The sequence below is a fragment of the Streptomyces sp. NPDC053079 genome (assembly GCF_044546695.1).
In the GTDB taxonomy this organism is placed as follows: Bacteria; Actinomycetota; Actinomycetes; order Streptomycetales; family Streptomycetaceae; genus Streptomyces.
This window is the reverse complement of the sequence record NZ_JBITZJ010000006.1, coordinates 229,675-250,031: the sequence shown is the minus strand read 5'-3', so window position 1 is coordinate 250,031 and position 20,357 is coordinate 229,675. Positions and strand designations below refer to the sequence as shown.

The window sequence follows — 20,357 nt, the reverse complement described above, 5'->3', positions numbered from 1 at the left end:
TGCCGTCAGGCCGGTCAGGCCGACAGGCGGGCGCGACCCTTGCCACGGCGGGACGCGAGGATCGCGCGGCCGGCACGGGTGCGCATGCGCAGGCGGAAGCCGTGGGTCTTCGCGCGGCGGCGGTTGTTCGGCTGGAAGGTGCGCTTGCTCACTCGGGGACTCCAGAAATATTGATGGCGGGACATCGCCTGGCTGTCACCGTGCGCCCACGAGAAGCTCGCAATACGCCCAAGTGCACCGCTTCACGATCACGATCAGATACGATCGCGATCTTTGCCCATCGGAGGCAGGCGGCAGCAGCCATCGACAACTCGACCTGGTCACGGTACGCGCGGTTACGCCATCCGGTCAAACCGGCAGTGCACCAGGCATACACCGTAGCTTCCCCCAGGGCCGAGCCGACACCACGTGCCGACCCATGGCACATTTGTACACACCCTGTGGACAACGACTTGAACCGTACACCTCGGCCTGACTACCGTGGCTGAACTCTGAATCCTTCCCGCACGTCCCGAGAACCACACATTCGTGGGACTCCGGGGCGCCCCCCTGACCCGTGACTGAGAGAGCGTGCCCTGTGGCTGACCTGCCCGCCGATCTTGCCGCAGTGTGGCCGCGCGTGCTCGAACAGCTCCTCGGTGAGGGGCGGGGCCAGGGCGTGGAGAGCAAGGACGAGCACTGGATCAAGCGGTGCCAGCCGTTGGCCCTGGTGGCCGACACGGCCCTGCTGGCCGTGCCCAACGAGTTCGCCAAGGGCGTCCTGGAGGGCCGGCTGGCGCCGATCGTCAGCGAGACCCTCAGCCGCGAGTGCGGCCGCCCCATCCGGATCGCGATCACCGTCGACGAGTCCGCGGGCGAGCCCCCCGCGCCTCAGGGCCCTCCCCAGGCCCAGGAGCGCCCCCAGCACCAGCCCGGCCAGCGTCCGGGCCCCGGGCAGGGCCGGGACGCCTACGAGGGCTACGACAGCCACGGCGGCTACGACGGCCGCGAGAGCTACGGCGGCCGCCCCGGCTCCGACGAGCTGCCGTCCGTACGCCCCGCCTACCCCGACTACCAGCAGCCCCGGACCGACCCCGGCGCCTGGCCGCGCCACTCGGCGCCCCCCGGCCCGGCCGCGCCCGACCGCGGCGACTACGGCTGGCAGCAGCCGCGCCTGGGCTCCTTCGCCGAGTCCGAGCGCGACCCCTACGCCTCGCAGTACGAGCAGCAGCAGCCGGACTACCGCTCCCCGGGCCAGGGCGAGCGGTCGGCGTACGAGCAGCGCCGGGAGCTGCCCGACGGCCCCTCCCGCGGCGGCCCGTCCGGCTCGCCGTCCGAGCGTTCCAGCGGCTCTTCGTCCTCCGCGTCCTCGACGGGGGCGGCCGAGCCGACGGCACGGCTGAACCCGAAGTACCTCTTCGACACCTTCGTCATCGGCGCGTCCAACCGCTTCGCGCACGCGGCGGCCGTGGCGGTGGCCGAGGCGCCGGCCAAGGCGTACAACCCCCTGTTCATCTACGGGGAGTCCGGGCTCGGCAAGACGCACCTGCTGCATGCCATCGGGCACTACGCGCGCAGCCTCTACCCGGGTACGCGGGTGCGCTACGTGAGCTCCGAGGAGTTCACCAACGAGTTCATCAACTCCATCCGCGACGGCAAGGCGGACGCGTTCCGCAAGCGCTACCGCGACATGGACATCCTGCTGGTCGACGACATCCAGTTCCTCGCGAGCAAGGAGTCGACGCAGGAGGAGTTCTTCCACACCTTCAACACCCTGCACAACGCCAACAAGCAGATCGTGCTCTCCTCGGACCGGCCGCCCAAGCAGCTGGTGACCCTCGAGGACCGGCTCCGCAACCGCTTCGAGTGGGGCCTGATCACGGACGTGCAGCCGCCCGAGCTCGAGACCCGGATCGCGATCCTGCGCAAGAAGGCGGTCCAGGAGCAGCTCAACGCGCCGCCGGAGGTGCTGGAGTTCATCGCGTCCCGCATCTCGCGCAACATCCGCGAGCTGGAGGGCGCCCTCATCCGGGTGACGGCCTTCGCGAGCCTGAACCGGCAGCCGGTGGACCTGGGCCTGACCGAGATCGTCCTGAAGGACCTGATCCCGGGCGGCGAGGACGCCTCCCCGGAGATCACGGCGCCGGCCATCATGGCGGCGACCGCCGACTACTTCGGGCACACCGTCGAGGACCTGTGCGGAGCCTCGCGCAGCCGGGTGCTGGTGACGGCCCGGCAGATCGCGATGTACCTCTGCCGCGAGCTGACGGACCTCTCCCTGCCGAAGATCGGCGCCCAGTTCGGCGGCCGTGACCACACGACCGTGATGCACGCGGACCGCAAGATCCGGGCGCTGATGGCCGAACGGCGCTCCATCTACAACCAGGTGACCGAGTTGACGAACCGCATCAAGAACGGCTGACAGGGCCGGCGAGGACCGTCTGAGGGCGCTTCGGGACGCTTCCCGGGGCGCCCTTCGGCGTTCCCGGGGCCCGCCGACGGCGACCGCACCGCGCCGCGCACTCCCCAGCCTGTTCGAATATGGGCTCTGACCTGGGGGTTCTCCACAGATTCGGGCGTCGTCCACCGTCCACACCCTGGGGACCGGGAAGTTATCCAGATCATGTCCACAGGCCGGGCTGTTGATATGCCATCAGCCGAGGTCAGCGGGCTGGGGATTTGTGGCAAACGGCGCTCCACAGCCTGTGGACGGAGGATCCGCCCACAACCGCCCCGGCCGTTGTCCACCGGCCGCCCACAGGAGGACCGGTGTTATACACAGCCTTTCCACATCCCTGTCCACTGTTCGGCAACGAAACGCCGAAGGTCACCGCACCGAGTGAAAGCCGTCACACCAAGATGCCGGATTGGGCTGTGGGCAACGTGGGTAAAGCTGGGGACAGGCCTGGGGAGAAGTGCGCCCTGCCTGTGCACCGGGTGTGCAGAACTTTTCGCGGTCCACAGAAGCCCCCGGTTTTCCACTGCCCCCACCCACAGGCGCGGTGGACAAAAAATCCGGCCTGACCTGGGCAAAGGAAGTTTTCCACGGTTTCCACAGGCCCTACTACTACGACCACAGAGATCTACCGGGAAACTCGCTTCGAAGTGGGTCCTGTGCACAACTCGGCCGCGGGCCGCGCCACGCCCCGGACCTCGACTTGACCGCCGGCCGCACCGACTGTCAGCGGCGTGCGTCAGACTGGTCTCCGGCAACTCAGCCGACGAAGAAGCCAGCAGGGCGAGCCAGCAACAAGCAGGAGGCGGTTCCGGTGAAGATCCGGGTGGAGCGCGATGTACTCGCGGAGGCAGTGGCCTGGGCGGCCCGCAGCCTCCCGGCCCGTCCGCCGGTACCGGTCCTCGCGGGCCTGCTGCTCAAGGCGGAGGACGGCTCCCTGAGCCTGTCCGGCTTCGACTACGAGGTCTCCGCCCGGGTCTCGGTCGAGGCCGATGTGGAGGAGGACGGCACCGTCCTGGTCTCCGGCCGCCTCCTCGCCGACATCTGCCGCGCACTTCCCAACAGGCCTGTGGAGATCTCCACCGACGGTGTGCGCGTCACCGTGGTCTGCGGCTCCTCGCGATTCACACTCCACACCCTGCCTGTGGAGGAATACCCGGCCCTGCCCCAGATGCCCACCGCCACCGGCACGGTCCCGGGCGAGGTCTTCGCCTCGGCCGCCGCCCAGGTCGCCATCGCCGCCGGCCGCGACGACACCCTGCCGGTGCTCACCGGTGTCCGCATCGAGATCGAGGGCGACACCGTCACCCTGGCCTCCACCGACCGCTACCGCTTCGCGGTCCGCGAGTTCATGTGGAAGCCGGAGACCCCGGACATCTCCGCCGTCGCCCTGGTGCCCGCCAAGACGCTGCTGGAGACCGCCAAGTCGCTCAGCGGCGGCGACACCGTCTCGATCGCCCTGTCCGGCTCCGGTGCCGGCGAGGGCCTGATCGGCTTCGAGGGCGCCGGCCGTCGTACGACCACCCGCCTGCTCGAGGGCGACCTGCCGAAGTACCGCACGCTCTTCCCGACCGAGTTCAACTCCGTCGCCGTGATCGAGACCGCCCCGTTCGTCGAGGCCGTCAAGCGCGTCGCGCTCGTCGCCGAGCGCAACACCCCGGTCCGCCTCAGCTTCGAGCAGGGCGTCCTCATCCTCGAGGCCGGCTCCAGCGACGACGCACAGGCTGTGGAAAGGGTCGACGCCCAGCTCGAGGGCGACGACATCTCGATCGCGTTCAACCCCGGCTTCCTGCTGGAGGGCCTCTCCGCGATCGACTCCCCGGTCGCCCAGCTGTCCTTCACCACGTCCACCAAGCCCGCGCTGCTCAGTGGCAAGCCCGCCCTGGACGCCGAGGCGGACGACGCCTACAAGTACCTGATCATGCCGGTGCGGCTGTCCGGCTGAGGCGGGCCGCCCCTGCCCGGGGGCCGCTCACCCGATGAGCGCCCCCGGTCCACAGGTGTGCACAAACCCTCGGGCGTAGGCTCGGAGCAGGTACCTCCGGTACACCTCGCACGACTACGGCACTTAAGGATCACTGATGGAGCTCGGTCTCGTCGGCCTCGGCAAGATGGGCGGCAACATGCGCGAGCGCATCCGCCGCGCAGGCCACACCGTCATCGGATACGACCGCAACCGCGACCTCGCGGATGTCCACAGCCTCAAGGACCTTGTGGATTCCCTGCAGGGTCCGCGCGTCGTGTGGGTCATGGTCCCCGCGGGCGACGCGACCCAGTCCACCATCGACGAGCTCGGTGAGCTGCTCTCCCCGGGTGACATCGTCGTCGACGGCGGAAACTCCCGCTGGACCGACGACGAGAAGCACGCCGAGGAGCTCGCCGCCAAGGGCATCGGCTTCGTCGACTGCGGCGTCTCCGGCGGCGTCTGGGGCCTGGAGAACGGCTACGCCCTGATGTACGGCGGCGACGCCGAGAACGTCGCGAAGGTCCAGCCGATCTTCGACGCGCTCAAGCCCGAGGGCGACTTCGGCTCCGTCCACGCCGGCAAGGTCGGTGCGGGCCACTTCGCCAAGATGGTCCACAACGGCATCGAGTACGCGATGATGCAGGCCTACGCCGAGGGCTGGGAGCTCCTGGAGAAGGTCGACTCCGTCACCGACGTGCGCGAGGTCTTCCGCAGCTGGCAGGAGGGCACGGTCATCCGCTCCTGGCTGCTCGACCTGGCCGTCAACGCCCTCGACGAGGACGAGCACCTGGACGGTCTGCGCGGCTTCGCCGCCGACTCCGGCGAGGGCCGCTGGACCGTCGAGGCCGCCATCGACAACGCCGTGCCGCTCCCCGCGATCACGGCGTCCCTGTTCGCCCGCTTCTCCTCCCGCCAGGAGGACTCGCCGCAGATGAAGATGATCGCCGCGCTGCGCAACCAGTTCGGTGGCCACGCGGTCGAGAGCAAGAAGTAAGACCCGCAGCAGCCGGGGGAGGTCGGCGCACACCCATGCACGTTTCGCATCTGTCGCTGGCCGACTTCCGCTCGTACGCCCGGGCCGAGGTTCCGCTCGACCCGGGCGTCACGGCCTTCGTGGGCCCCAACGGCCAGGGCAAGACCAACCTCGTCGAGGCGGTCGGCTATCTGGCGACGCTCGGCAGCCACCGGGTCTCCTCCGACGCGCCCCTGGTCCGCATGGGCGCCGACCGGGCGGTCATCCGCGCCTCGGTCGTCCAGGACGAGCGACAGCAGCTGATCGAGCTGGAGCTCAACCCCGGCCGCGCCAACCGGGCCCGGATCAATCGTTCCTCCCAGGTCAGACCGCGCGACGTGCTCGGCATCGTCCGCACGGTCCTGTTCGCCCCCGAGGACCTGGCGCTGGTCAAGGGCGACCCCGGGGAGCGCCGCCGCTTCCTGGACGAACTGATCACCGCCCGCTCCCCCCGCATGGCGGGCGTGCGCTCCGACTACGAGCGCGTCCTCAAGCAGCGCAACACCCTCCTGAAGTCCGCCGCGATGGCCCGCCGCCACGGCGGCCGCGGCATGGACCTGTCCACGCTCGACATCTGGGACCAGCATTTGGCCCGGGCGGGCGCCGAGCTGCTCGCGCGCCGGCTGGACCTGATAGCCACGCTGCGCCCGCTGGCCGACAAGGCCTACGAGCAGCTGGCGCCCGGCGGCGGCCCGGTCTCCTTCGACTACCGCGGCCCCGCCGGCATCGAGGGCGTCCACACCCGCGAGGAGCTCTACGAGGTGCTGCTCGCGGCCCTGGCCGAGGCGCGCAAGCAGGAGATCGAGCGCGGCGTGACGCTGGTCGGCCCGCACCGCGACGAGCTGCTCCTCAGGCTCGGCCCGCTGCCGGCCAAGGGCTACGCCAGCCACGGCGAGTCCTGGTCGTACGCGCTGGCGCTGCGCCTGGCCTCGTACGAGCTGCTGCGCTCGGAGGGCAACGAGCCGGTGCTGGTGCTGGACGACGTCTTCGCGGAGCTGGACGCCCGGCGCCGGGAGCGGCTGGCCGAGCTGGTCGCCCCGGGTGAGCAGGTGCTGGTGACGGCGGCCGTGGACGACGACGTACCGGGCGTGCTGGTAGGCGCGCGGTACGCGGTCGCGGAGGGCAGGGTCGAACGCGTATGAGCGACCGCCCCGAGCAGAGCGCCCCGCAGCCGGCCAAGGCGCCCGAGCCCTCCGGCGTGGACCTGGCGCGCGTGGCGCTGCGGGCCGCCAAGGAGCAGGCGCGGGCGCGGGGCAACGCGGCGCAGCAGAAGAAGCAGGCGCGCCGCGGCGGCCTGCGCTCCGGCGCGCGCGCCGACGGGCGCGATCCGCTGCCGCTGGGCGCCGCGATCAACCGGCTGATCACCGAGCGCGGCTGGGAGAAGCCCGCGGCGGTGGGCGGCGTGATGGGCCGCTGGCCGCAGATGGTGGGCCCGGAGGTGGCGCTGCACTGCGAGCCGCAGGCCTACGACGAGGACGCCCGGGTGCTGACGGTGCAGTGCGACTCGACGGCGTGGGCGACCCAGCTGCGGCTGCTGGCACCCCAGCTCGTGGCCCGGCTGAACGCCGACCTCGGCCAGGGAACCGTGAAGCTGATCAAGGTGCTGGGGCCCGGCGGCCCCGGGCGCCGGTACGGGCAGCTGCGCGCCCCCGGGAGCACGGGACCGGGCGACACCTACGGGTGATCCGATGCCCCGCGCGCACCCCCGGCCGCCCCGGCGGTGAAGCCAGTGACGCCTGCGGACGGCTGAGACTGCGCTCACGGTTGCGGGCGGTTGACAGCCCGAAGCGCTGAGTGCCGCTGTGAGCCTCTTGGAGCCCCGGGCCGCATATAGGGAGTCGGCTGATGCCGGTTCAGGGCGGCACGTGAGGACTCAGGCACCGCCAAACCCCCATTCATGTCAGCGCCACCGGTACACTGGTAGTAATCCCGCCGGATCGCGGGACTCGTGGACAACCGCTGAACGACGCAGCCTCCTGCCTGCCCCGGAAACCCCCGCCGCAGCAGGGAAGGCCTGTGCTGTGCCAGAAAGGGCGCTTCGTGGCCGATTCCGGCAACCCCAACGAGAACACCACCCCCTCCCAGGCAGCGGACGCCGTGACCGGCGCCGCTGTCGGCGAGACGTCGTACGACGCCAGTGCGATCACCGTTCTGGAGGGCCTGGACGCGGTCCGCAAGCGGCCCGGTATGTACATCGGCTCCACCGGCGAGCGGGGCCTGCACCACCTCGTCCAAGAGGTCGTGGACAACTCCGTCGACGAGGCCATGGCCGGCCACGCCGACACCATCGACGTGACGATCCTGCCCGACGGCGGTGTGCGCGTCGTGGACAACGGCCGAGGCATCCCGGTCGGCATCGTCCCCTCCGAGGGCAAGCCCGCCGTCGAGGTCGTGCTGACCGTCCTGCACGCGGGCGGCAAGTTCGGCGGCGGCGGCTACGCCGTCTCCGGTGGTCTGCACGGCGTCGGCGTCTCGGTCGTCAACGCCCTGTCGACGCGCGTCGCGGTCGAGGTCAAGACCGACGGCTACCGCTGGACGCAGGACTACAAGCTCGGCGTCCCCACGGCCCCGCTGCAGAAGAACGAGGCGACCGACGAGACGGGCACCTCGGTCACCTTCTGGGCCGACGGCGACATCTTCGAGACCACCGAGTACTCCTTCGAGACGCTCTCGCGGCGCTTCCAGGAGATGGCCTTCCTCAACAAGGGCCTGCGCATCTCGCTGACCGACCTCCGCGCCGACCACGTCGACGAGGAGGGCAAGCCGCTGACGGTGGAGTACCACTACGAGGGCGGCATCGTCGACTTCGTGACGTACCTCAACTCGCGCAAGGGCGAGCTGATCCACCCGACCGTCATCGACGTCGAGGCCGAGGACAAGGAGCGCATGCTCTCGGTCGAGATCGCGATGCAGTGGAACAGCCAGTACAGCGAGGGCGTCTACAGCTTCGCCAACACCATCCACACCCACGAGGGCGGTACCCACGAGGAGGGCTTCCGCGCCGCGCTGACGGGTCTGATCAACCGTTACGCCCGCGACAAGAAGCTGCTCCGCGAGAAGGACGACAACCTCACGGGCGAGGACATCCGCGAGGGTCTGACCGCGATCATCTCCGTCAAGCTCGGCGAGCCGCAGTTCGAGGGCCAGACGAAGACCAAGCTGGGCAACACCGAGGCCAAGACCTTCGTCCAGAAGGTCGTCCACGAGCACCTCACGGACTGGCTGGACCGCAACCCCAACGAGGCCGCGGACATCATCCGCAAGGGCATCCAGGCGGCGACCGCCCGCGTGGCCGCCCGCAAGGCGCGCGACCTGACCCGTCGCAAGGGCCTGCTCGAGACGGCGTCGCTGCCGGGCAAGCTCAGCGACTGCCAGTCGAACGACCCGACCAAGTGCGAGATCTTCATCGTCGAGGGTGACTCCGCCGGCGGCTCGGCCAAGTCCGGCCGTAACCCGCAGTACCAGGCGATCCTCCCGATCCGAGGCAAGATCCTCAACGTCGAGAAGGCGCGCGTCGACAAGATCCTGCAGAACACCGAGGTCCAGGCGCTGATCTCCGCCTTCGGCACCGGTGTGCACGAGGACTTCGACATCTCGAAGCTCCGCTATCACAAGATCATCCTGATGGCGGACGCCGACGTCGACGGTCAGCACATCAACACCCTGCTGCTCACCTTCCTCTTCCGCTTTATGCGGCCGCTGGTCGAGGCCGGGCACGTCTACCTCTCCCGCCCCCCGCTGTACAAGATCAAGTGGGGCCGGGACGACTTCGAGTACGCCTACTCCGACCGCGAGCGCGACGCCCTGATCCAGCTCGGCCGGGAGAACGGCAAGCGGATCAAGGACGACTCGGTCCAGCGCTTCAAGGGTCTCGGCGAGATGAACGCCGAGGAGCTGCGCGTCACCACCATGGACGTCGACCACCGCGTTCTCGGCCAGGTCACCCTGGACGACGCGGCGCAGGCGGACGACCTGTTCTCGGTGCTCATGGGCGAGGACGTCGAGGCACGGCGCTCCTTCATCCAGCGCAACGCCAAGGACGTCCGCTTCCTCGACATCTGAGCCTGTCGGCCCACGAGAAACAGCCGCAGCGCGAAAGGACTTTGAACAGCAATGGCCGACGAGACCCCTGAGACTCCCACCGCTCCCGTGCCCGAAGTGACCCCCGAGGGCGCGCCCGCGCCCCTGGAGGGCGTCGGCATGCGCGTCGAGCCCGTCGGGCTCGAGACCGAGATGCAGCGCTCGTACCTCGATTACGCGATGAGCGTCATCGTCTCGCGTGCGCTGCCCGACGTGCGGGACGGCCTCAAGCCGGTGCACCGCCGCGTGCTCTACGCGATGTACGACGGCGGCTACCGCCCCGAGAAGGGCTTCTACAAGTGCGCCCGCGTCGTCGGTGACGTCATGGGTACGTACCACCCGCACGGCGACGCCTCGATCTACGACGCCCTGGTGCGCCTGGCGCAGCACTGGTCGATGCGCATGCCGCTGGTGGACTCCAACGGCAACTTCGGTTCCCCGGGCAACGACCCGGCCGCCGCCATGCGGTACACCGAGTGCAAGATGATGCCGCTGTCCATGGAGATGCTCCGGGACATCGACGAGGAGACCGTCGACTTCCAGGACAACTACGACGGCCGCAATCAGGAGCCGACGGTCCTGCCGGCGCGCTTCCCGAACCTGCTGATCAACGGTTCGGCGGGCATCGCGGTCGGCATGGCCACCAACATCCCGCCGCACAACCTCCGCGAGGTGGCCGAGGGTGCCCAGTGGTACCTGGCCAACCCGGAGGCGACGCCGGAGGAGCTCCTCGAGGCGCTCATGGAGCGGATCAAGGGCCCCGACTTCCCGACCGGCGCGCTCGTGGTGGGCCGCAAGGGCATCGAGGAGGCCTACCGCACCGGCCGTGGTTCGATCACCATGCGCGCGGTGGTCGAGGTCGAGGAGATCCAGAACCGCCAGTGCCTGGTGGTCACCGAGCTGCCCTACCAGGTCAACCCGGACAACCTCGCCCAGAAGATCGCCGACCTGGTGAAGGACGGCAAGATCGGCGGCATCGCGGACGTCCGCGATGAGACCTCCTCGCGCACCGGCCAGCGCCTGGTCGTCGTCCTCAAGCGGGACGCGGTCGCCAAGGTCGTGCTGAACAACCTCTACAAGCACACCGACCTGCAGACGAACTTCGGCGCCAACATGCTGGCGCTGGTCGACGGCGTGCCGCGCACGCTGTCCCTGGACGCCTTCATCCGCAACTGGGTGACGCACCAGGTCGAGGTCATCGTCCGGCGCACCCGCTTCCGGCTCCGCAAGGCCGAGGAGCGCGCCCACATCCTGCGCGGTCTGCTCAAGGCGCTCGACGCCATCGACGAGGTCATCGCGCTGATCCGGCGCAGCGACACCGTCGACGTCGCCCGCGAGGGCCTGATGGGCCTGCTGCAGATCGACGAGATCCAGGCCAACGCGATCCTGGAGATGCAGCTGCGTCGCCTGGCGGCCCTGGAGCACCAGAAGATCACCGCCGAGCACGACGAGCTCCAGGCGAAGATCAACGAGTACAACGCCATCCTCGCCTCCCCCGAGCGGCAGCGGATGATCATCAGCGAGGAGCTGACGGCGATCGTCGACAAGTTCGGCGACGACCGGCGCTCGCAGCTGGTGCCCTTCGACGGCGACATGTCCATCGAGGACCTCATCGCCGAAGAGGACATCGTCGTCACCATCACCAACGGTGGCTACGTCAAGCGCACCAAGACCGAGGACTACCGCTCGCAGAAGCGCGGCGGCAAGGGCGTGCGGGGTACGAAGCTCAAGCAGGACGACATCGTCGACCACTTCTTCGTCTCCACCACCCACCACTGGCTGCTGTTCTTCACCAACAAGGGCCGGGTCTACCGGGCCAAGGCGTACGAGCTGCCGGACGCCGGCCGGGACGCGCGCGGTCAGCACGTGGCGAACCTGCTGGCCTTCCAGCCGGACGAGAAGATCGCCCAGATCCTCGCCGTCCGCGACTACGACGTGGCGCCGTACCTGGTGCTGGCCACCAAGTCCGGTCTGGTGAAGAAGACCCCGCTCAAGGACTACGACTCGCCGCGCTCCGGCGGTGTCATCGCCATCAACCTCCGCGAGACGGACGGCGGCGTCGAGGACGAGCTGATCGGTGCCGAGCTGGTCTCCGCCGCGGACGACCTGCTGCTGATCAGCAAGAAGGCGCAGTCGATCCGCTTCACCGCCACCGACGAGGCCCTGCGCCCCATGGGCCGGGCCACCTCCGGTGTCAAGGGCATGAGCTTCCGCGAGGGTGACGAGCTGCTCTCGATGAATGTCGTCCGTCCCGGTACGTTCGTCTTCACCGCCACCGACGGCGGTTACGCGAAGCGGACGAACGTCGACGAGTACCGCGTCCAGGGTCGTGGCGGCCTCGGCATCAAGGCCGCCAAGATCGTGGAGGACCGCGGCTCGCTGGTCGGCGCTCTGGTGGTCGAGGAGACGGACGAGATCCTCGCCATCACGCTGAGCGGCGGTGTGATCCGTACCCGGGTCAACGAAGTCAGGGAGACGGGCCGTGACACCATGGGCGTCCAACTGATCAACCTGGGCAAGCGCGATGCCGTCGTGGGCATCGCCCGGAACGCCGAGGCCGGTCGCGAGGCTGAGGGCGTCGAGGAGTTGGGCGACGCAGCCGAGGGCGACGGGTCCGAGGCGGCCGAGGGCACAGCGCCCCTGGTCGAGGACACCGAGGAGTAAGTCGTGAGTGGAGCCACGGGCACCGCCACCGGCGGTGCGGCCGCCAAGCGGAAGTCATCCGCGAAGGCCGCACCCGAGAAGGCGGGGGTCCGTGGCTCTGCCACGGACAGCGCGGACGGCGCGGGCTCCGGGGCCGACGGGACCGGGACCGCAGGCAGGGGGAGGACCATGACCGAGACCCGTGATCCGCAGCCGTACCACCCGCCGAAGGCCTACGAGCCTCCGGCCGAGCGTTCCGCTTCCGATTCCGCTTCTGCCGCCGATGCCGGCGCCGAAGCCGCCGCCGGTTCCGATGGCGCCGCACGCGCCGCCTCGAACGGTGGCGAAGCCAAGAACAGCGCGGGCAAGGCCGGCAAGACCGGGGGCAAGGGCGGCAAGGACGCCAAGGCGGGCAAGGCCCTGGGCGTCCCCAAGCAGGCCGAGCGGGCCGCCGGGCAGGCCGGAGGGGAATCGGCCCGCCGGCCGCGTCCGGAGGCCCGTACGGCCCCGCGTACGCGCAAGGCGAGGCTGCGGGTGGCCAAGGCCGACCCGTGGTCGGTGATGAAGGTCAGCTTCCTGCTGTCGGTCGCGCTGGGCGTGTGCACCATCGTGGCGGCGACGGTGCTGTGGCTGGTCATGGACGGCATGGGCGTCTTCTCCACGGTCGGCGGCACCATCAGCGACGCCACGGCCTCCGGTGAGAGCGGCGGCGGCTTCGACCTGGAGTCCTTCCTGTCGCTGCCGCACGTGCTGCTGTTCACCTCGGTCATCGCGGTGATCGACGTGGTGCTGGCGACGGCCCTGGCGACGCTGGGGGCCTTCGTCTACAACCTCTCCGCCGGCTTCGTGGGCGGCGTGGAGCTGACGCTCGCCGAGGACGAATAGCGGGCATGACGCCCTGGGGCCCGGGCGATTTTGGGACTGGGCCCCAAGTGCGCTAATCTTTCGGTGTCGCGAGGGGCTATAGCTCAGACGGTTAGAGCGCTTCCCTGATAAGGAAGAGGCCACAGGTTCAAGTCCTGTTAGCCCCACTCGCACGATCGGCCCGGACGGAATTCTCCGTCCGGGCCGATCGCTTTTGGGAGTTCGGGCCCGGCGGGGGAGCGGACGCAGGTCACCGATCGGTATCGGCCGGTGTGTATCATCGGCCACCAGAGGTCCCCTTACGTCAAGGAAAGACGAGGTCGCGCGGTGAAGAAGCTGCTCCTGGTCGCACTGGCCGCCATCGGCGGGCTCCTCGTGTACCGGCAGATCCAGGCGGATCGCGCCGAGCAGGACCTGTGGACGGAGGCGACCGACTCCGTGCCCGCAGGTTCGGGCGTGTGAGCTGAAGACAAGCGTTGAGCAGGGCCCCGACCGCCAGGCGGTCGGGGCCCTGTCCTTTTAGTTGCGGTCGCAAATAAAATGATTGCGAACGTGAAGCTTCTCCCGTGATGTCCCACCTGTCCCCCGCGGTGCGCCGCTCAGCCGACGGTGAGCGCCCACACCCCCACCGCCAGGCACAGCAGCGCCACGATCAGCACCGGCACCGCCACCTTGGCGGGTGGCCCGGAACGCCCGTGGGGGGCTCCTACGGCCCCGGTGAAGGGCCCTTGGGCGGGCGGCGGCGGTAACGGGCGGGGATAGGGCTGCGGGGCCGTGTAGGGGCGCGTGGGCGGGTAGTTCGGCCGCGGCGGTGCGAGCGGGACGCCCTCCGCCCCCGGCTCCGGAGGGGGTTGCGGCCGTTGCTCCGGGCGCGGTTCCGGTTCGGGGCCCGAGGGGCCGAAACCCGGGGGCAGCGGGCCCAGCTGGTCGAAGACCTCGATCCGCTCCTCGTCCTCGGGCGGCTCGCCCAGCAGCTCCAGGGCCGCCGACAGGGCCTTGCGCGCCCCCGTGGCCGTACGGAAGCGGGTGTAGGGATCGGGGTGCAGCAGGTTCGCGATCACGTCCCAGAGCGGTTCGGGAACCTCCTGGGGGGCGTTCGGCACGCCCCGCTCCTGGAAGAGCTCCACGAGCGCCTCGGCGTCCGGTTTGCGGCCCGTGAGGAGATACAGCGCGACCAGGCCGACGGCGAAGAGGTCGGCGGGGAAGTCGGGTTCCTCGCCCAGCATTTGCTCGGGTGCGAAGTAACCGGGGGTTCCCATAACGAAGTTGGTGTCCGTCAGCCGGGGCTCGCCCTTGCGCATGGCGATCCCGAAATCGGAGAGGCGTAAATGCGGCCGCCCCGTACCGGTCGCCTCCAAAAGGAGGTTGGCCGGTTTGATGTCGCGGTGCACGACGCCTTCCGCGTGCACCGCCGCGAGCCCGGACAGCAGCTGGTCCAGCAGGACGCACACGAAATGCGGCGGCAACGGCCCGTAGTCGCCGATGAGATGGGCCAGCGAACCGCCGCCCACCATCTCCATGGTGAACAGGACCTTGTCGTCGTCCGCCGCCCAGCTCATCGGCGCCAGCACATGGGGATGATCGATGCGAAGCGCCTGTTCGCGGACGAACCTCAGCAGTGTGTGGGCGTCGCTCTGCTGCAGCACCTTGGCCGCCACATAGCGCCGTCGGCGCTGGTCCCAGGCCCGCCAGACCGCCCCCGCCCCGCCGCGTCCGATCGGGTCCACCAGCTCGTACCGCCCAGCGAAGACCTCACCCATGTCGTTCGCGCCGCCCCCGCCTCCTGCTCCGCCGGCCTCGCCGGCACGGTCAGCTCTGGTGCGCCTCGTAGTGCGCGACGGCCTCGGCCGTCCTGCCGGCGCCGTAGACGCGCAGGAACTCGGCCAGCTCGGGATGGGTGGGGGCGAGCGTGCCGGCGGCCTCGATGATGTCCCCGGCGCCCGCCACCGACCGCAGCAGGGACTGGATCTCGCGGACCACCCGGCGCACGGTCGGAGCGCCGCTGCTGGCCGTCGTCTGGGTGGAGTTGAGGACCGAGCCGCCCGAGCTCTTCTTGACCTCCTCCATGCGCTCGGCGGCCTCGGCGGCGCTCACGCTGCCGTCGGCGACCTGGCTGGAGAGTTCCTGCAGCGCCTGCACCCGCTGTACCACCGCGGGATTGCCGATCTTCGCCCGCTGACCACTCATCAGCTGCGAGAGCATGGGCGCCGAGAGGCCCAGGACGGAGGCGAGACGGGCCTGGTTGAGGCCGAGGTCGTCGATGAGACGGCGGAAGAGCGCCCCCAACGGCTCCCCGTACCAGCTCCGCTGCAGCTCCCGTGCGCGGGCGGTGGCTTCCTGCTGTGATGCGTCCATCTCGCTCTCCCCTTCGCTTCGCTGCAGCGAATCTTGCGGTGCATCCTACGGAGAGTGGTGGGTCCCGGCGATACCCGGTCGGGAAACACCCCTGGCACCGGGTAGTCTGGTCCCCGACGGGGCCTTAGCTCAGTTGGTAGAGCGCTGTCTTTGCATGGCAGATGTCAGGGGTTCGACTCCCCTAGGCTCCACCGTCATAAAACCCCCTCCGACCTGCAGAAATGCAGGTCGGAGGGGGTTTCTTGCTCAGCCGTGTGCGCCGCGTGCCCGCTCAGGGGCGGTCGTTGTCGCCCTCGTCGTAGACGTCGGCGTCCGCCCGGTCCTGCTTGGCCTGGACCTCCGGGTCGAGCCCGGCGGCCTCGCCGCTGCCGTCCACGGAGCTCAGGGTCCCCCGGTCGGCGGGCTCGGTGGCCTCCGGGGGCTCGACGAGCCAGTCCGGGTTGGCCTGCTTGTCCCACCACTTCCACACGGCGACCGCGCCGCCCACGAGCACGCCCAGGACCAGGAGCCGCTTGGCCGCGCGCCCCGCCCGGCAGCGGCGTCCGCGCCGACGGGTGATCTTCTCGACGTCATCGGCCGACACCTGGCCGCGCAGGGCGGCGAGGGCGGCCGTGCCGCGAGAGAGCGCCTCGTCCCGCACGGGCTCGGCGACGGCGCGGGCCCGGGCGGTGGCCTGGTCGACCTTGGGAGGCAGGGCGTCGCGGGCGTGCTCCAGGCGCGGCGCGAGGTGGGCGTGGTACTGCTCGCCCGCGGTCGTACGGGCGTGCCGGGCGGCCGATGACACCTTGGGCGCGAGCCGTACCCGGGTTTCGTGCGCGTAGTGCACGGCGGCGTCCTTGGCCGTGCCTGCATAGGGCGCCACCACTTCCGCGGCGTGGCGCACGCTGTCCTTGGCGGTACTGGTCGCGGCGCGCACGCTGTCCTTGCGGGTCACGAGAACCTCCTCCTCGGTGGCGTATGGTTTGTCGCCTTTCCACCCAGTGGAAAATCATGCCTGCCGATGGGCGGTCCGGCATGTGCGAGCGGGCATCCGGGTCAAAGGGGAGCTTCGGTCGACAATGCCATGGTTCGCCGCCGCGCGCGGGGCTTTGGTGGCTACTCGTGCCAACCCGCCGTGCGAGGATCGGTAGCCGTCAGTGAACACTATGGAAGGTAGACCGTGGCCGAGCAGCTTTACGCCACCCTGAAGACCAACCAGGGCGACATCGAGATCCAGCTTCTCCCCAACCACGCGCCCAAGACGGTCAAGAACTTCGTCGAGCTCGCCAAGGGCGAGCGCGAGTGGGTGAACCCCGAGACCGGTGCCACGACGACGGACAGGCTGTACGACGGCACGGTCTTCCACCGCGTCATCGAAGGCTTCATGATCCAGGGCGGTGACCCGCTGGGCAACGGCACCGGCGGTCCCGGCTACAAGTTCGCGGACGAGTTCCACCCCGACCTGGCCTTCACCCAGCCCTACCTGCTGGCCATGGCCAACGCCGGCCCGGGCACCAACGGCTCGCAGTTCTTCATCACCGTCTCGCCGACCACCTGGCTGACCGGCAAGCACACCATCTTCGGCCAGGTCGTCGGCGAGGCGAGCAAGAAGGTCGTCGACGCCATCGCCACCACCGACACCAACCCGCGCACCGACCGTCCGGTGAACGACGTCGTCATCCAGTCGGTCGTCATCGAGACCCGCTGACACCCGTTCCACGGGAACCTGGCGCCCCGCCCGTCCGTATGACGGGCGGGGCCGTGGTGCGAACAGGGGCAACACCGGTCCGCGACAGGGGCAAGGGGAGAGCATGAACGACCAGGCCGTCCGCTGTTACCGGCACCCGGACCGCGAGACGGGCATTCGCTGCACGCGCTGCGACCGCCCGATCTGCCCCGAGTGCATGGTCAGCGCCTCGGTCGGCTTCCAGTGCCCGGAGTGCGTGGCCGGCGCCTCCGGCGCGGGGCCCGCCCCGCAGGCGAGCGCCCCGCGCACGATCGCCGGCGGCACCCATGTGGAGGACCCCCGCCTGGTCACCAAGATCATCCTGGGGATCAACCTCGCCCTGTGGGTCGCGGTGCTGGCCACCGGCGACACTCTGGTGGATTCCCTCGAGCTGTTCGGCCGCGCGGCGCTCTCGGACTTCGGCCCGCTGGAGGGCGTCGCCGAGGGCCAGTGGTACCGGCTGCTGACGGCGGCGTTCCTGCACCAGGCGCCGATGCACATCGCCTTCAACATGCTCTCGCTGTGGTGGCTCGGCCCGCCGCTGGAGGCGGCCCTCGGGCGCGCCCGCTTCGTGGCGCTCTATCTGCTGTCCGGCCTCGGCGGCAGCGCCCTGACCTACCTGGTCGCCGCCCCGAACCAGCCCTCGCTGGGCGCCTCGGGCGCGATCTTCGGCCTGCTGGGGGCGACGGCCGTGCTGCTGCGGCGGCTGAAGTACGACATGCGCCCGGTCATCGCGCTGCTCGTGCTCAACCTGATCTTCACCTTCACCTGGAGCAACATCGCCTGGGAAGCCCATGTCGGCGGCCTGGTGGTGGGCACGGCGGTGGCCTACGGAATGGTGCACGCCCCCCGCGACAAGCGGGTGCTCGTCCAGCGCCTCACCTGCGCGGCGGCACTGCTGGCGATCGTGGTGACCGTCGGCGTGCGGACGCTCCAGCTCGGCTGAACGAGGGCCGGAGGGGCCCGGCGGGTGCCGGGCCGGGTGCCGTCGGGGGGCGTCACCCACATCGGTGGCCGCACAGGTTGTCCACAGCGAGTGCAGGATCTTGTGCACGGCGTGTGGGAACGGGTGTTCAGGTGCGTCCGTACCCCCGCTGAGCTGTGTTTCCCCTGGAAGGCGCCGGTGTGACCGTCGATACGCGGCGTTCGCGATCAGTCACACCGGCGTCAACATCAGGGAAGTTATCCACAGATCTTCTGAGTTTTTCCCCACTGTGGACGAGGGTGTGGATAACTCCCCGGAAAACTCAGGGCAGAGCTTCGCCGGGGGTTTCCGGAAGGGGCGCTGCCGCCGCTACTTCCACTGGGTGGAGACGACGAAGCCCGCCGCGATGAAGCCGAAGCCCACCACGATGTTCCAGTTCTTCAGGGACTCCACCGGCATGTCGCCGCTCGTCACGTAGAAGACGACGATCCATGCCAGCCCGATCAGGAACATCGCCAGCATGAGCGGCGCCACCCAGCGACGACCGGTGGTGAGCCTGATGTTCTGCTGCTTCACCGGCGGCGGCGTGAAGTCGTCTTTCTTGCGGATCCGTGACTTCGGCACGAGGTATCTCTCCTGTCGATGCGCTGCGTGACCGCGCTGGGATACAAGGCTGGTCCGCCGGAGCGGGATGCGACGGGAGCGCTTCCTTCTCCCGGGCGTCCGTTAGCGTAGTGCTTCCGCGGCGTCGGAGAGGATAAGGGTACGTTGAGCCATTCTGCGGACTCCACCAGCGGGCCCGTCCGGCGCTTCCGTCCGGTACGGCTGCTGACCGGCGGTGTCTTCGCCCTGGCGGGCCTCATCTTCTGGATGAGTTTCAACACCGCCCAGGGCACCAACATCCGTACCGACGACTCCATGCTGCGCCTGTCCGACCTCATCCAGGAGCGCAGCCGCAAGAACGGCGCCCTCGAGGAGAGCGCCGCGACCGCCCGCGCCCAGGTCGACGCCCTCGCCCGGCGCGACAGCCGCGACACGGCGCAGGACAAGAAGCTCACCGCACTGGAGGACGCGGCCGGCACCCGCAAGACCACCGGAGCGGGCCTGACGGTCACCCTCACCGACGCCCCGCCCAACGCCACCGCCAAGATCCCCGGCGTCCCCCAGCCGCAGCCCAACGACCTCGTCATCCACCAGCAGGACCTCCAGGCCGTCGTCAACGCCCTGTGGCGAGGCGGTGCCAAGGGCATCCAGGTGATGGACCAGCGGCTGATCTCCACCAGCGCGGTGCGCTGCGTCGGTAACACCCTGATCCTTCAGGGCCGCGTCTACTCCCCGCCGTACAAGGTCACCGCCGTCGGCGACCGCGGCACGCTGCGCAAGGCGCTCGACACCTCCCCCGCGATCCAGAACTACCTGCAGTACGTGAACGCGTACGGCCTCGGCTGGAAAGTCGACCAGCACGACGCGGTGACACTTCCGGGCTACTCGGGCACAGTGGATCTCCACTACGCCAAGCCCATGGGATAGCGCCCGGGAAGGGGTCGGCCGGTGGGGTTACGACTGGTCGTACGGACGCTCAGCGAACTGTGCCTCACCATCGGCACATTGATCGTCCTGTTCGTGGTGTACGTCCTCTACTGGACCGGCGTCCGCGCCGACAGCGCCATGCGGGACGAGATCGACCGCCTCCAGGACCGCTGGGCCGCCGGAGCCGTCGCCGGCACCCCCGCCCCGGACCGGGACCCGTCCCCCGGCCCCGCCGCCACCCCGTCCGACGGCCGGCCGGCACCGCCGCGGCCCCCCGCTCGTACGGGGCAAGGCGAGGGCCGGGCCACCGCGCCACCCGCGGAGGCCGGCCGGCAGGTCCCGCCCGCCGCGCCGGGCGCCTCCTACCGCCCGGGCACCCCCTTCGCCGTCATGTACATCCCCCGCTTCGGCGCCGGCTGGGCCAAGCCCGTCCTCCACGGCACCGGAACCGAGCTGCTCAAGAAGGGCCTCGGCCACTACGAGCGCACCGCCGGGCTCGGGGAGAGCGGCAACTTCGCGGTCGCCGGCCACCGCCGCACCTACGGCGACCCCTTCAAGGACCTCCCGTCCCTGCGCCCCGGCGACGCGGTGATCCTCACCGACGGCACGACCTGGTTCACCTACCGCGTCGACACCCGCCCGTACCGGACGCTGCCCACCGACACCGGCGTGATCGACCCCGTGCCCGCCCGGTCCGGCTACCGCGAGCCCGGCCGCTATCTGACGCTGACGACCTGTGAACCGGAGTGGGGGCACAGCCACCGGCTCATCGTCTGGGCCCACCTCGAGGCGACCCGGCCCGCCACCGACGGCAGGCCCGCCGCTTTGTCCGGCTGACCCTCC

At 70.0% G+C, this 20,357-nt stretch carries 18 protein-coding genes and 2 tRNA genes; 15 read left to right on the top strand and 5 right to left on the bottom strand.

The genetic code is table 11. The annotated features are described in order from the left end of the window. Window positions 1-14: 14 nt before the first annotated feature. Window positions 15-152, bottom strand: a complete 138-nt coding sequence (gene rpmH / locus ACIGXW_RS23390) for a 50S ribosomal protein L34 (protein WP_003949374.1) — start codon at window positions 150-152, stop codon at window positions 15-17. Window positions 153-577: 425 nt separating this feature from the next. Here rpmH and dnaA point away from each other — a divergent pair, with 425 nt between their 5' ends. The 10 genes from dnaA to ACIGXW_RS23340 all read left to right on the top strand — a co-directional run bounded on the left by dnaA (window position 578) and on the right by ACIGXW_RS23340 (window position 13,461). Then, entirely contained in the window at window positions 578-2,401 is a 1,824-nt protein-coding gene (dnaA, locus tag ACIGXW_RS23385; RefSeq protein WP_399574872.1) for a chromosomal replication initiator protein DnaA, read from the top strand. An 847-nt stretch (window positions 2,402-3,248) separates the two neighbouring features. Further along, window positions 3,249-4,379 (top strand): DNA polymerase III subunit beta, encoded by a 1,131-nt coding sequence (gene dnaN / locus ACIGXW_RS23380; RefSeq protein WP_071966158.1) that lies wholly within the window; start codon window positions 3,249-3,251, stop codon window positions 4,377-4,379. Between the two features lie 136 nt (window positions 4,380-4,515). Continuing rightward, a complete protein-coding gene (gnd, locus tag ACIGXW_RS23375) occupies window positions 4,516-5,394 on the top strand; it encodes a phosphogluconate dehydrogenase (NAD(+)-dependent, decarboxylating) (RefSeq protein ID WP_071966159.1) in 879 nt (292 codons plus the stop codon). A 35-nt stretch (window positions 5,395-5,429) separates the two neighbouring features. Beyond that, window positions 5,430-6,554, top strand: a complete 1,125-nt coding sequence (gene recF, locus ACIGXW_RS23370) for a DNA replication/repair protein RecF (protein WP_071966160.1) — start codon at window positions 5,430-5,432, stop codon at window positions 6,552-6,554. Continuing rightward, window positions 6,551-7,096, top strand: a complete 546-nt coding sequence (locus ACIGXW_RS23365) for a DciA family protein (protein ID WP_071966161.1) — start codon at window positions 6,551-6,553, stop codon at window positions 7,094-7,096. Before recF ends, ACIGXW_RS23365 begins: the two co-directional genes overlap by 4 nt. Window positions 7,097-7,428: 332 nt before the next feature. After that, window positions 7,429-9,474 carry a DNA topoisomerase (ATP-hydrolyzing) subunit B gene (gene gyrB / locus ACIGXW_RS23360; protein ID WP_071966162.1) on the top strand — a complete coding sequence of 682 codons (2,046 nt, stop codon included), beginning with the start codon at window positions 7,429-7,431 and terminating at the stop codon, window positions 9,472-9,474. Window positions 9,475-9,525: 51 nt separating this feature from the next. Further along, on the top strand, window positions 9,526-12,156 hold the full coding sequence (gene gyrA, locus ACIGXW_RS23355; RefSeq protein ID WP_399574871.1) for a DNA gyrase subunit A: 2,631 nt from the start codon (window positions 9,526-9,528) through the stop codon (window positions 12,154-12,156). 3 nt (window positions 12,157-12,159) lie between these two features. Then, window positions 12,160-13,020: a DUF3566 domain-containing protein gene (locus ACIGXW_RS23350; RefSeq protein ID WP_399574870.1), complete on the top strand. Its 861-nt coding sequence runs from the start codon at window positions 12,160-12,162 to the stop codon at window positions 13,018-13,020. Window positions 13,021-13,092: 72 nt separating this feature from the next. Continuing rightward, window positions 13,093-13,166: transfer RNA gene (locus ACIGXW_RS23345), tRNA-Ile, on the top strand. A gap of 160 nt (window positions 13,167-13,326) precedes the next feature. Next, entirely contained in the window at window positions 13,327-13,461 is a 135-nt protein-coding gene (locus ACIGXW_RS23340) for a DLW-39 family protein (RefSeq protein ID WP_003958712.1), read from the top strand. 137 nt (window positions 13,462-13,598) lie between these two features. Here ACIGXW_RS23340 and ACIGXW_RS23335 read toward each other — a convergent pair whose 3' ends face one another. After that, window positions 13,599-14,759, bottom strand: coding sequence for a serine/threonine-protein kinase (locus ACIGXW_RS23335; protein WP_399574869.1), 1,161 nt, complete (start codon window positions 14,757-14,759; stop codon window positions 13,599-13,601). Window positions 14,760-14,808: 49 nt separating this feature from the next. Continuing rightward, window positions 14,809-15,354, bottom strand: coding sequence for a DNA-binding protein (locus ACIGXW_RS23330; RefSeq protein WP_360911050.1), 546 nt, complete (start codon window positions 15,352-15,354; stop codon window positions 14,809-14,811). A 118-nt stretch (window positions 15,355-15,472) separates the two neighbouring features. On the opposite strand from ACIGXW_RS23330, the gene ACIGXW_RS23325 reads away from it, so the two are divergent. Beyond that, a tRNA-Ala gene (locus tag ACIGXW_RS23325) sits at window positions 15,473-15,545 on the top strand. 80 nt (window positions 15,546-15,625) lie between these two features. Here ACIGXW_RS23325 and ACIGXW_RS23320 read toward each other — a convergent pair. Beyond that, on the bottom strand, window positions 15,626-16,288 hold the full coding sequence (locus ACIGXW_RS23320; RefSeq protein WP_360911048.1) for a DUF5324 family protein: 663 nt from the start codon (window positions 16,286-16,288) through the stop codon (window positions 15,626-15,628). Window positions 16,289-16,513: 225 nt separating this feature from the next. Between ACIGXW_RS23320 and ACIGXW_RS23315 the strand changes: the two genes are divergently transcribed. Both ACIGXW_RS23315 and ACIGXW_RS23310 read left to right on the top strand, forming a co-directional pair. Continuing rightward, window positions 16,514-17,041, top strand: coding sequence for a peptidylprolyl isomerase (locus tag ACIGXW_RS23315; protein WP_399574868.1), 528 nt, complete (start codon window positions 16,514-16,516; stop codon window positions 17,039-17,041). 103 nt (window positions 17,042-17,144) lie between these two features. Continuing rightward, entirely contained in the window at window positions 17,145-18,005 is an 861-nt protein-coding gene (locus ACIGXW_RS23310; protein WP_071965687.1) for a rhomboid family intramembrane serine protease, read from the top strand. 348 nt (window positions 18,006-18,353) lie between these two features. On the opposite strand, the gene crgA is transcribed toward ACIGXW_RS23310, so the two are convergent. Next, window positions 18,354-18,608, bottom strand: a complete 255-nt coding sequence (gene crgA / locus ACIGXW_RS23305; protein WP_071965688.1) for a cell division protein CrgA — start codon at window positions 18,606-18,608, stop codon at window positions 18,354-18,356. 144 nt (window positions 18,609-18,752) lie between these two features. On the opposite strand from crgA, the gene ACIGXW_RS23300 reads away from it, so the two are divergent. Then, window positions 18,753-19,514: a DUF881 domain-containing protein gene (locus ACIGXW_RS23300; RefSeq protein WP_360911040.1), complete on the top strand. Its 762-nt coding sequence runs from the start codon at window positions 18,753-18,755 to the stop codon at window positions 19,512-19,514. A 21-nt stretch (window positions 19,515-19,535) separates the two neighbouring features. Beyond that, a complete protein-coding gene (locus ACIGXW_RS23295; RefSeq protein ID WP_071965690.1) occupies window positions 19,536-20,351 on the top strand; it encodes a class E sortase in 816 nt (271 codons plus the stop codon). The last annotated feature ends 6 nt before the right edge of the window (window positions 20,352-20,357 follow it).